The 12083-nt window shown below is 64.6% G+C and carries 11 protein-coding genes; 8 read left to right on the top strand and 3 right to left on the bottom strand.

Features of this window, described 5'->3' with window-relative positions:
- Positions 1-49 precede the first annotated feature (49 nt).
- The 3 genes from MKD49_RS08130 (at position 50) to MKD49_RS08120 (ending at position 2845) form a co-directional block, all read left to right on the top strand.
- Positions 50-355: a helix-turn-helix domain-containing protein gene (locus tag MKD49_RS08130; RefSeq protein WP_134136366.1), complete on the top strand. Its 306-nt coding sequence runs from the start codon at positions 50-52 to the stop codon at positions 353-355.
- Between the two features lies 1 nt (position 356).
- Complete coding sequence (locus MKD49_RS08125) at positions 357-1589, top strand: type II toxin-antitoxin system HipA family toxin (RefSeq protein WP_252696006.1); 1233 nt, start codon at positions 357-359, stop codon at positions 1587-1589.
- Between the two features lie 557 nt (positions 1590-2146).
- Entirely contained in the window at positions 2147-2845 is a 699-nt protein-coding gene (locus MKD49_RS08120) for an HAD-IA family hydrolase (protein WP_252696005.1), read from the top strand.
- A gap of 9 nt (positions 2846-2854) precedes the next feature.
- On the opposite strand, the gene MKD49_RS26430 is transcribed toward MKD49_RS08120, so the two are convergent.
- Positions 2855-2989 (bottom strand): hypothetical protein, encoded by a 135-nt coding sequence (locus MKD49_RS26430; RefSeq protein WP_256497634.1) that lies wholly within the window; start codon positions 2987-2989, stop codon positions 2855-2857.
- Between MKD49_RS26430 and MKD49_RS08115 the strand changes: the two genes are divergently transcribed.
- From MKD49_RS08115 to MKD49_RS08095, 5 genes are all read left to right on the top strand, one after another.
- Entirely contained in the window at positions 2988-4607 is a 1620-nt protein-coding gene (locus MKD49_RS08115; protein ID WP_252696004.1) for an ABC transporter substrate-binding protein, read from the top strand. The two genes, MKD49_RS26430 and MKD49_RS08115, sit on opposite strands and share 2 nt — an antisense overlap.
- Positions 4608-4736: 129 nt before the next feature.
- Positions 4737-5408 carry a response regulator transcription factor gene (locus MKD49_RS08110; protein WP_252696003.1) on the top strand — a complete coding sequence of 224 codons (672 nt, stop codon included), beginning with the start codon at positions 4737-4739 and terminating at the stop codon, positions 5406-5408.
- On the top strand, positions 5405-6760 hold the full coding sequence (locus MKD49_RS08105; protein WP_252696002.1) for a HAMP domain-containing sensor histidine kinase: 1356 nt from the start codon (positions 5405-5407) through the stop codon (positions 6758-6760). The genes MKD49_RS08110 and MKD49_RS08105 overlap by 4 nt, the downstream gene beginning before the upstream one ends.
- A 93-nt stretch (positions 6761-6853) precedes the next feature.
- Positions 6854-7417 carry a cytochrome b gene (locus MKD49_RS08100; protein ID WP_134222444.1) on the top strand — a complete coding sequence of 188 codons (564 nt, stop codon included), beginning with the start codon at positions 6854-6856 and terminating at the stop codon, positions 7415-7417.
- A gap of 299 nt (positions 7418-7716) precedes the next feature.
- Positions 7717-9786 carry a c-type cytochrome gene (locus MKD49_RS08095; RefSeq protein WP_252696369.1) on the top strand — a complete coding sequence of 690 codons (2070 nt, stop codon included), beginning with the start codon at positions 7717-7719 and terminating at the stop codon, positions 9784-9786.
- Here MKD49_RS08095 and MKD49_RS08090 read toward each other — a convergent pair.
- Both MKD49_RS08090 and MKD49_RS08085 read right to left on the bottom strand, forming a co-directional pair.
- On the bottom strand, positions 9780-11189 hold the full coding sequence (locus MKD49_RS08090) for a sensor histidine kinase (protein WP_371925462.1): 1410 nt from the start codon (positions 11187-11189) through the stop codon (positions 9780-9782). The two genes, MKD49_RS08095 and MKD49_RS08090, sit on opposite strands and share 7 nt — an antisense overlap.
- Before the next feature lie 2 nt (positions 11190-11191).
- On the bottom strand, positions 11192-11869 hold the full coding sequence (locus MKD49_RS08085; protein ID WP_252696000.1) for a response regulator transcription factor: 678 nt from the start codon (positions 11867-11869) through the stop codon (positions 11192-11194).
- Positions 11870-12083 lie beyond the last annotated feature (214 nt).

The following is a 12083-nucleotide window of genomic DNA, read 5'->3' as shown; positions in this document are numbered from 1 at the left end:
ATTTTTTAATGCTGTATAAATACATCATTATTCTCTGCATGATGCATTTATGCGCCATAAATCGGATTTCCTTACTGCGACAGTACACGACACGCTGACCCAGCTTGGACTGCGAATCCGGCGCGCGCGCAAAGCGCGCAAATTGTCGTTGTCGCAATTGGAACAGATCACCCGCATCCACCGCTCGACCTTGGGCAGACTGGAGTTGGGTGACCCGGGCGTTTCCATTGGCGGCTTCCTCGCCGTACTGGAAGCCTTGCAAGAGCTATCGGATGTTGAATTGCTGGTCAACCGCCCGGAAACTCCGCGGCACTTGCGCGATGCGCCGTCGCCAATAGTCGATCAGGACTTCTGACATGCGGCAAACAGCCTGCACTGTCTTCGATTGCTCCAATCCGGACGCGCCCCGCCCGGTGGCCGGTTTCGCGCTCGACGCCAACGGCGACGGCAGGCTGGGCTACGGCAAGCACTACGTTGCACACCCTGACGCGTTCTCGCTCGACCCGGTTCACTTACCGCTCCAGACTGACTTGCATACAGTGCGCCGACGCCGTGATGGCTCCTTCGGCGTGCTCTCCGATGCCGGACCAAACGCCTGGGGTGTGCGCCTGACCGCCAGCATCAATCGCCAGTACGGCCGCCCACAGCCCGAGACGCCGGTAGACTGGTTCATCCACTGCTGGCATTTCGGATCGGGCTGCCTGGGATTCTCCGAACACCATTCGGTGGTACCCGTGCCCGGTAACCGGCCCGAGCCGTTGTCGAGACTGGACGAGCGGCAGACCCATGCGATCGAGGCCCTGACGGGTGACCCGGATAGCGAATTGGATGAGGAAGCACTGCGCCTGTTCTTTCCCGGTGCCAGCCTTGGCGGTGTCCGGCCAAAGACCGTGGTGCTGCATGAAGGCCGGGAGGCCATCGCCAAGTTCAGCCGCCTCGACGATCGATTCGACGTTCCGACGGTTGAATATGCCACACTGCGTCTGGCGCTCCAGGCCGGCATCGACGTACCCGACTTTGAACTCGTGACATTGGGGAGCCGTTCTCTGCTTCTGCTGACCCGATTCGACCGCACGGACGATGGACGCCGTCTTCATTATCTCAGCGCCAACAGCCTCATCGACATCGACCAGGTAGACCCCGGGCTCCTTCGAACCCGTTACTCCTATGCCGGTATCGCCGAAGCCCTTCGTCCGCTGGACGATTATGCCGTGCGGGACGCTCACGCCTTGTTCCGCCGAATGGTCTTCAACATCCTGATCGGGAATGTTGATGACCACATGCGCAATCATGCTCTGCTGCGTGATACGCGTGGCCGCTATCGACTCTCTCCCGCCTTCGACCTGCTTCCGCATCTGGATGCCGCCTATCTGCCGCAATCCATCGGCGTGGGGGACCATGGTGCTGCCAGCACGACCATCAACGCCCTGTCGCAATCCCGCCGTTTCCTTCTCACGCCGGAAGAAGCACGGACGATCATCGAGGAGGTGCGATCTTGTGTTGCGGGCTGGCGCACGCTCTTCGCGGAGTGCGGGGTAAGCCGTACCGATCTTCAGCTGCTGGGGACCTGCATCGATGCCGGCCGTTGAACGCGTCCATGCTCTGCGCCGCGCGCTCCGGAACGTAAGGTCCGTGCCCTGACCAGTCCAAATGGACTAGTTTCATTCCCGGCAAGCCCCGTTAGAATGCCGCTGGTAGATGAGTCACCCTGGAGGGGGGAAAAGATCGGCCCGCATAGCGCGGCGTCGGCAGCTCGGGGGGGACTCATCTGCTTTCTTCTCGTGGCATCCTCTGCCGTGCCTGCCCCGTTGTTTCCCTGCCCGGCGCGCTTCTTCCGCCGCCCTCCCACAGACTGACCATCTTGCGGCTGCCCGACAAGGCATCCGCCACCTCGCCATGCTGCAGCGTGGCGGCCTCGTGATGAGAACGCGCAGGCGCGGATTCCCGGCCTGCGGAAGAGGCCGGGAGCGGCTGCTACAGCGTGCTGTAGCAGCCGTCCAGAAAAAAATTCTGTGCGGTTTGAGTGTCCCTTTTTGCATCAAGCTCCGGCACGCGCGCCCGTATTCTGGACCCACTGGCCCCCGCGCAGCCATTCGTGGCCAGGTCCCCCACTCTCATCGTCATTCCCTTTTTTCTGGAGCAAGACATGCCTCTGAAGGATTTCAAGGTACTCACGTTTGACGTCGTCGGCACTCTCATCGATTTCGAAGGCGGCATGCTCGCCTACCTGCGCAAAACCGTTCCCGACTGCAAGATCTCGGACGAGGATTTCCTGGCCGCCTATCGCGCCGCGCGCAGCGATGGCAACACCGGCTGGTATCCGGATGACCTCGAGCGCTGCTGGCATGTCATCGCCCCGGGCCTGGGTCTGCCTGACACCCCGGAACTGGCGCGCGGCCTGCGCGATTCGGTGGCCGACTGGCCGGCCTTTGCCGATTCGGTCGAGGCGCTGCAACGCCTGCGCAAGCATTACAAGCTGGTCACCATGACCAATGCGCAAACCTGGGCCCTGCAACACTTCGCCCGCACCCTTGGCGAACCGTTTGACCTGCTGCTGAGCTGCGACGACGCCCTCTGCGAGAAACCCGACCCGCAATATTTCGCCTACGCCCGCGGCCGCTTCGAAGGCGCATGGGGCTATCGCCAGGCCGACAACCTGCATGTGGCGCAAAGCCAGTATCACGACATCGGCGTCTCCAAGCGCCTGGGCATCACCACCTGCTGGATCGAGCGCCGTCACGGCAAGTCCAGCTCGGGCGGCACCATCGCCTCCGAGCACACCGTTCCCGATTACCACTTCCACACGCTGGCGCAACTGGCCGATGCGGTAGAAGCGGGGCAATAAGCTTCACCCTCACAGCGGACCGCCGACTCCGCGTTCACCGGCACGCAGCGCCGTGCCGGCTTGCATCAGTGCATCCGAGTCCAGGCGGGCCGCCATCGCCCCGCCGGTCTTCTCACGCCTCAACAACACAGGGAGCTGCACCATGGACCACAACAGCAAGAACAAACTCGACCTGCTCAGCGCCAGCGACACCGCTGGCCTGATGGATTGCCTCAAGCGCGGTGCCAGCCGACGCGACATTCTCAAAATGCTGCTGGCCGGGGGCATGCAAGCCACGCTGGCGGGCGGTCTTGCCACCAGCGCCGCCAGTGCCTACGCCCAGACCCCGCGTCGCGGCGGCAAGCTGCGCGTGGGCGGCGACACGGCTTCGGTGAGCGACACGCTCGATCCCGCCAAGCAATCCAACAAGACCGATTACTCGCGCGGCACCATGCTCTACAACGGCCTGACCTCGCTGGATGCCAGCCTCACGCCGCAACCTGCGCTGGCCGAATCCTTCATCAGCAAGGATGCCAGGGTGTGGGTGTTCAAGCTGCGCCGGGGTGTCAGCTTCCACGACGGCAAGGCGCTCACGCCGGCCGACGTGGTGTTCTCGCTGATGCGCCACAAGGATCCGGCCACCGCCTCCAAGGCCAAGACCCTGGCCGACCAGATCGAGAGCGTCAAGGAAACCGGCCCCAATGAAGTGACCGTCACCCTGACCGCGCCGAATGCCGACCTGCCGGTCATCGTCGGCACCTTCCACTTCCACATCGTGAAGGCCGGGACCACCGACTTCAGCACCGGCATCGGCACCGGTCCCTACAAGCTCAAGGAATTCACTCCCGGCATCCGCTCGGTGGTGGTGCGCAACGACAATTACTGGAAACCCGGCAAGCCCTATCTGGACGAGATCGAATTCGTCGGCATCGGGGACGAGAATGCGCGCGTCAACGCCCTGCTCTCGGGCGGTCTCGATCTGGTGGCCAACCTCAATCCGCGTTCCATCGAACGCGTCAAGGGGAGTGCCGGCTTTGCGGTGCTGGAAACGCCATCCGGAGCCTATACCGACCTGATCCTGCGCAAGGATGTGGGCCCCGGCAGCAACCCCGATTTCGTGCTGGCCATGAAGTACCTGATGGACCGTGAGGTCATGCGCAAGAACATCGCGCGCGGCCATGCGGTGCTGGGAAATGACCAGCCGATCGATCCGACCAACCCCTTTTACCTCGCCGGCCTGCCGCAGCGCCAGATGGATCTGGACAAGGCCAAATACCACCTGCAGAAGTCCGGCGTGACCGGCAAGATACCGCTGGTCTGTTCGGCGGCGGCCATGTATTCGGTGGACATCGCCACGGTGCTGCAGCAGACCGCACAGCGCGTCGGACTGGACCTGGAACTCAAGCGCATGCCACCGGAAGGCTACTGGTCCAACCAGTGGCTCAGCAATCCGGTCGGCTTCGGCAACGTCAACCCGCGCCCCAGTGCCGACGTGCTGCTCACCCAGTTCTTCCAGTCACAGGCGGCATGGAACGAGTCGCGCTTCAAGAGCGAGAAGTTCGACCAGCTGCTCACGGCCGCGCGGGCCGAGATCGATGTCGGCAAGCGCAAGCAGATGTATGGAGACATGCAAACCATCATCCATGAGGAAGCCGGGATCGGCATCCCCATGTTCCTCGCCCTGCTGGATGGCTACAGCAGCAAGGTCAAGGGCCTCTCGCCGATTCCGCTGGGCGGCATGATGGGCTACTCCTTTGCCGAGCATGTATGGCTCGATTCATGATTTGATCCATACAAGCTGGAGGGCTTGTCCGACGGCGGCCTGGCTCACTTTTCCGCAGTCACTCGCGCTTTTGCCTTAGACTCTGGCACCATCCGATGGCCGGATGCATTGAAGGAGGCATGGCAAGCGATGCGAATTCTGCTGGTGGAAGATGACGCCATGATTGGCGAGGAAGTCCGCGCGGCCCTGCGGGAGGCCAGCTACGCGGCGGACTGGGTGCGCGACGGCAACGCCGCGCATGCTGCCCTGGTCCAGCAGGACTACGACGCCGTCCTGCTGGATCTGGGCCTGCCCGGTGCCGATGGCTTGTCGGTACTGCGCCAGATGCGCCGGCACGCCACCACGCCGGTACTGATCCTGACCGCCCGCGATGGCGTGCAGGACCGCATCGACGGACTCGACAGCGGTGCCGACGACTATATCCTCAAGCCTTTTGCCATGGGCGAATTGCTGGCGCGGCTGCGCGCGGTGATGCGGCGCAAGTCGGGGGCGGCTACGGTGGTGCTGGACAATGGCGAACTGTCTCTGGATCTGGCCGACAAGACCGCCCGCTGGCAAGGCCAGGCGCCGGTGACGCTGTCGGCCCGCGAATTCGCGCTGTTGCAGGCACTCATGCATCGCCCTGGCGCGATCCTGTCGCGCAGCGAACTGGAAGAACGAATTTATGGCTGGGGCGAGGAAGTGGAAAGCAATGCGGTCGAATTCCTGATCCATGCATTGCGCAAGAAACTGGATCGTACGGCCATCAGGAATGTGCGTGGCATGGGCTGGATGGTGGCGCGCGGAGCAAGCGCGTCATGACACCCCTGCAACGCTCCCTGCAAGCGCGGCTGTCGCTGGCGCTGACGCTGGCCATACTGGCGGTGGCCCTGTGTGCCGGGGCCTTCGGCTTCCTCAGCGCCTATCGCGATTCGATCCGGCAGCAGGACGACCTGTTGCTGCAGGTGGGCACACTCATCGCCCGCCTGGGCGGCACGCTGCCCGAGGATGGCGCGGTGGGCAGCTACCCCGGTGCCGATCATGAATCGCGCATCAGCGTGCAATGGCTGCCCGAGCCGGGCCAGTCCCCATCGGCGGTTGCCGCCTTGCCGCTGCCCTCGGGCCTGCGGGACGGCTTCCAGACGGCCGTCATGTTTCATGAGAATTTCCGCGTCTATGTCCAGCCGCTTCCTTCCGGCCGCCGCATCGCGCTGGCGCAGGAAACTGATGTGCGCGATGGCATTGCATCGCGCAGTGCCTGGCGCGCAGTGATTCCCGTCCTGCTTCTGGTACCGGTGCTGCTGCTGGCACTCCGGCGCATCATGCGCACGCTCTTCGCGCCGCTGGCCCAACTGCGCCGTGAGATCGACCAGCGGCGCGATGATCAGCTCGATCCCTTGGCCACCCAAGGCCTGCCTACTGAAATCAGCCCCTTCGTTGACGCCATCAATCGACTGCTGGCGCGTGTACAAGGCGCGATGACGGCACAGCGCCGCTTCGTGGCCGATGCCGCGCACGAGTTGCGCACGCCCCTGGCCGCGCTCTCGCTGCAGGCCGAAGGGCTGCAGCGCAGCGAGCTCTCCGATACCGCCCGCGCACGCTTGCAGCGTCTGGAACAGGGTCTGGAGCGGGCGCGCACGCTGGTCACCCAATTGCTCGCCCTGGCGCGCGCCCAGGATCAGATGGCAGCCTCCCCTCGCACCCGGCTGGTGCTGCGCGAGGCCGTGCGGCCGGTGCTGGAGGACCTGCTGCCGCTGGCTCAGCAAAGGGACATCGACCTTGGCGTAGACGGACTGCTGGAGGTCGAGGTGGACAGCAATCCGGTAGAACTCGGCTTGCTGCTGGGCAACCTGATCGACAACGCGATCCGCTATACGCCGCCGGGTGGCTGCATCAGCCTGGCGCTGGCCGCAGCGGCTCAGACACCGCCGGGTCGCGTGCGTCTTGAGATCACCGACAATGGTCCCGGCATTCCGGCCAGCGAGCGCGAGCGCGTTTTCCAGCCCTTCCATCGACTCGATCCCGCAGCCGCTCCCGGTGCTGGCCTTGGGCTGGCCATCGTGCAGTCGGTGGCGGCGCGGCTGGATATCATGATCGGGCTGGAGGCATCGGACGAGAAATCACAGACCGGATTGCGCGTGATCCTGGATATTCCTGCGCCGGGCCAGGCCTGAGTCAGGTTTGGTCGGCAGTTTCTTGCGCCAGGCTAATGCTGAACTAAGTTTCCTGACTTACCATGCAGGCTCATTTTTCCAATGGGAACCCAGATGAACAAAACCAATAATGCCCTCGGGCAAGGCACCCGCTACCACCCCCTCTACGCCGCCCTGCACTGGCTGATGTTCATCCTGTTCGTGGTGGCGCTGGCCACCATCGAATACCGCGACGACATCCCCAAGGGCGACCCGCTGCGCGACCTGCTGCGCACGGTGCACATGCATGCCGGTCAACTGGTCCTGATCTTCGTCGTGGTACGCCTGATCGCCCGCAAGCTGCTGGGCGTGCCGCCCGAACTGCCGCTGCCGCGCCTGCAGCAGCTGGGCGCGAGCGCCGTGCACCTGCTGCTTTATGCCGTGATGATCGGCCTGCCCATCACCGGCATCCTGTTCACCCAGGCCGGTGGCCGTGATGTGGTGTTCTTCGGCATGACGCTGCCGGTGATTCTGGCCAAGGACATGGCCGTGCGAGGTCCCATCAAGGAAGTGCATGAATTCATGGGCAATGCGGTGTATTTCCTGGTCGGGCTGCATGTGCTGGGTGCGCTGTGGCACCAGTTGTTTGATCGCATGCCCATCCTGCAGCGCATGTCCTTGCGCTCGCCACGCAAGTAAGCGGATTTGCCACCCGCGCAGCGAATGCTGCGCCGCCTTCGTCGACCACGCCATCCGGACATTTCGGGTGGCGTTTTTTGTTGTGAAAGGCCGGTTTGTGAAATCCATCAAAAACCTGACAGAGGCCGCGCCAGCGGTCTTTGCGGAAGATCAAACGGCTTCCGATCAGCGCATCGATGTGGTCACAGTGCAAGGTTTAAATGGGGCAGGTTTCACTCTCGGAATAACGATCCGGACCCATCATGACAACACTTCACCGCCCCCTTCTTCCCCTGATTTTTCTCTTGCTCGCCACGCTGATGCTCTGCTCACCGCTGGCCAGTGCTGCACCGGCCGTCGCCAGGCCGACGAGCGCGGCCAACCTGAGCGACGATCTTCCTTCCGACTTCAGCGACGCGCTCGATGCCACTACCCGCGAGCAAATTCTGCGCGGCCGCTATGTCGCCCGGCTGGGCGACTGTGTGGCCTGCCATACGCAAGACAAGCGCAAGCCGATGGCTGGCGGCCTGGCGCTGGAGACGCCGTTCGGCAAGCTGTATTCCACCAACATCACGCCAGATCGCCAGACCGGAATCGGGCAATACAGCTTCGCCCAATTCGATCGCGTCATGCGTGAGGGCGTAACGGCGGACGGTCGCCATCTTTATCCCGCGATGCCCTACCCGTCCTACGCCAAGATGAGCGAAGAGGACATGCGCGCGCTCTATGTCTACCTGATGCAGGCGGTCAAGCCGCTGGCGCTACCCAACCGGCCGCTGGAGATGTCCTTCCCCTTCAACCAGCGCTGGGGGATGGCGCTATGGAACATGGCCTTCCTGCAAGCCGGTCCATTCCGGCCCGATCCTGCACAGTCGGCCCAATGGAATCGCGGAGCCTACATCGTGCAGGGGCCGGGGCACTGCGGGGCCTGCCATACACCGCGGGGTATCGGCATGCAGGAAAAAACCATGAGTGAATCCGGCAGCAATGGCCCGCTGTTCCTCTCCGGCGAGACGGTAGAGAATTGGCGCGCGCTCGACCTTCGCGGCCGCTGGCAGCCCGCGGATGTGGCCGGGCTGCTGCGCACCGGCAGCAACCGCTTCGGTACGGTGGCAGGCAACATGGTCGACGTGGTCCAGCACAGCACGCAATACATGAGCGACGAGGATCTGCTGGCCATCGGCACGTATCTGGCCAGCCTGCCCTCGCCGGCGCGCCAGCGCCCGCCGCAGGCCACCGCCGCACCCGTCGTCGCCGCCATCCCGGCCGACCTCTACCTCTCGCGCGGCGGGCTGGGTTACGTGCAGTTCTGTGCCACCTGTCATCGTAGCGACGGCAACGGGGTGCAGCGGCTGTTCCCGCCGCTGGCGGGCAATCCGACCCTGCAAAGCCATGAGCCCGCCTCGCTGATCCACATCATGCTCACCGGTTGGCGGGCGGCGCGCACCCATGCCCAGCCCAAGGCAATGAGCATGCCGGCGTTTTCCGCGTTGAGCGATGGCGAGATTGCCGAGATTCTCAACTTTGCGCGGACCAGCTGGGGCGGCCGTCAACAGGCGGATATCAGTGAGCGCCAAGTCGCACGGCTGCGTGCCGAACTGGGCGCGCAGCCGGCAAATACGGTGGGGCCGCGCTTCGAAGCGCCGCGCCTGGCTGACATGCTGAAAGAAAAAAATGCCGCACAGCTCATCCTTGGTGCCCGCCTCAATATCGAGACGGGACGCCTGCTGCCGCAGCACGTCGGCAACGGACTGAACTGCGCCAGCTGCCATCTCAATGCGGGCACCGTCGGTGGCGGGTCGCCCTATGTGGGCGTGTCGGCCGCCTTCCCGACTTATGCGGCACGGGCCGGGCGTGTCATCACGCTGGAAGATCGCATCAATGGCTGCTTCCCCCGCTCCATGAATGGCAAGCCACTGCCGCCGGGATCGCAGGACATGCAGGCCATGCTGGCCTACATCGAGTGGATGCGCCGTGACGCGCAGCCCGGTGAAAAAGTACCGGGACGCGGCATCGGCAAGATCGATCAGAAACTCAAGCCCGATCCGGTCAATGGCGAACGCATCTACCACGCCCAGTGTGCCGCCTGCCATGGCGCGCAGGGCGAAGGCATCCGCAGCCCGTCCGGCCAGTGGGTCTACCCGGCGCTGTGGGGCGCGCAGTCCTTCAACATCGGTGCCGGCATGGCGCGCACTTATACCGCTGCTGCCTTCGTCAAGCGCAACATGCCGATCGCCCTGCATGACCGTTTCCCGCTGGGCCAGGGCGGGCTGTCGGACCAAGAAGCGGTGGATGTGGCGGAGTTCTTCACGCATCAGCCGCGTCCCGACTTCGCACCCAAGACCAGGGACTGGCCGCGGGACAATAAACCGGCCGATGCGCGTTACTGAGGCGTCGCCGCGCGATCCGGGAAGTGCAGCCGACAGGCTGCCCCCATGCCATCGCCGCGATTGCTCAGGGTAATGCTGGCGCCATAGCCGTCCAGCACGGCACGCACGATGGCCAGTCCCAGTCCGGCGCCGCTGGTCTGCCCCTGCTGCGAGGCGCGACCGCGATAGAAGCGTTCGAACAGTTGCGGCTGGTCGCCACTGGCGATGCCGGGGCCGCGATCGAGCACTTCCAGCGTGGCCCCGCCACCCTCGGCAAACACGCGGATCTCCACCGCCGAATCAGGCGCGGAAAACTTGATGGCGTTGTCCAGCAGATTGTTCAACACCAGCAAGGCAGCGCGCTCGCCCACGCTGGCGTGGACCGCCTCCGGCGCGTGCAGCTCAAGCCGGATGCGGCGCGCAGCGGCAGTGGCTTGCCATTTGGCGATGGCCTCGCGCATCACCGCATCCAGCGCAATGCGCTCGGGTTGGCGGCTTTCCTGCCCGGCATCCAGGCGCGCCAGTTGCAACAGCTCTTCCACCATGCTGGTGAGACCGACCACTTCTTCCAGGCAGGATTGCAGGGTGACCACCTGCTCCTGCACCGAACGCGGCCGCCGCAGCGACAGCTCGATCTCGGTGCGCAGGCGCGACAGCGGCGAGCGGATCTCATGGGCGGCATTGGCGGTGAAGTTGCGCTGCAGTTCAAAGGCGCGCTGCAGCCGTGCCAGCATGGAATTGAGCGTGTCCACCAGATGCCCGATCTCGTCATCGCTTCCCGGATGCGCGAGCCGCTCGCCCAGGCTGGCATCGCTGATGCGGCGCGCCTGCGCGGCGATGCGCTCGACCGTGCCGAACAGGCGGCCGGTGAGAATCGCCCCCGCCGCCGTCAGCGCCAGCAGCAGCGCCACGGCCAGGCCGCCGAACAGCAAGGCGGCTGATTCGACGATATGGTCCGCATCGTCCAGCGACCCGGCCACCAGCACCGCAAACCTGCGCTCGCCCAGCCGGACCGGGACCGCCGCCATGCGCAAGGGTTCTTCGCTGGCCTTGGGCAGGGTTTCAAAGACGGTCTGTCCGCCCTCCAGGCGCTTGAGCAGGTCGGCCGAGACCGGCAGGGTTCCCGCACCCAGGTTGTTGCTGCGCGCGAGCACCTGGCCGTCGGCATCGATGATCTGCACCAGCCGGTCCAGCCGCACCAGCGAAGGCGGCGCCGTACCGGGGCGCGGTTCGTGGACGTGGATGGCATCGGGAGCACCTTCCGCCAGCAGGCCCGCCTCGGTCTCACCCAATGCCAGCAGCGCCGCATCGAGCTGGCCCAGCACGGATTGCGAGAGCAGCCACCAACCCGCTGCCGCCGCACACGTCACGATCAGCACCACGGCCAGCATATGCACCAGCAGCAGACGTTTGCGAAAACCCATGCTCATGGCTCACCGTCGCTGCGCATGCGAAAGCCCTGCCCGCGCAAGGTCTCGATCAGCGCCGGCCGGCCATCGGCTTCGATCTTGCGGCGCAGGTTCTTGATGTGGACGTCCATCAGGTTGTCGATGGCGATCAGGTCGGCATGCCAGACTTCCTCCGCCAGTTGCTGGCGGCTGACCACCTGGCCGCTGTGGCGCACCAGCAGCACCAGTACGGCGTATTCCTTCTGCGTCAGGTCCAGCCGCTGGCCGTCGCGCATCACCTCATGCGCCAGCAAGTCGATGCGCAGATCGGCCAGCTGCAAATGCAGCACCTGCAGCTGGCGCGGACGGCGCAGCAAGGCATGCAGGCGCGCCAGCAATTCCTCGAAGGCGAAGGGTTTGGCCAGGTAATCGTCGACCCCGGCATGCAGGCCCTCGACCTTCTCGCCCAGTGCATCGCGCGCGGTCAGCATGAGGATGGGCCACAGCACCTGCGACTGGCGCACGCGCCGGCACAGCGCCAGACCGTCCATGCCGGGCAGCATGCGGTCGAAGATGGCCACCTCGAAGGGACGATCCAGCAGCGCCAGCGCCTCTTCCGCACTGTGCGCCACCGTCACCGCGAAACCTTCTTCCTGCAAGCCCTGGGCCAGCAGTCGCGCGGCTTTCATGTCGTCTTCCACCAACAGGAGTTGCATACCTTTCCATTCACGTGCGTCATCGAGATCGGGATTAAACCATGGGCTGACGGCCCGTTTCCTGAAGAAACATTCAGAAACCCCGGAAACCAGGCCCCCTATCATAGCGACGTTTTCTGCAGCGCGGCCCACGGCGACGGCCCGGCGGCGCGGCTGCAAGACACAGCGGCGACTTCGCCACGCGGACACCCGTCCCTCCCCCCAACCGCACAGT

Origin of the sequence: Herbaspirillum sp. WGmk3, from assembly GCF_023952535.1 — a bacterium.
In the GTDB taxonomy this organism is placed as follows: Bacteria; Pseudomonadota; Gammaproteobacteria; order Burkholderiales; family Burkholderiaceae_D; genus Herbaspirillum; species Herbaspirillum huttiense.
This window is presented reverse-complemented; position numbering and strand designations above follow the sequence as displayed.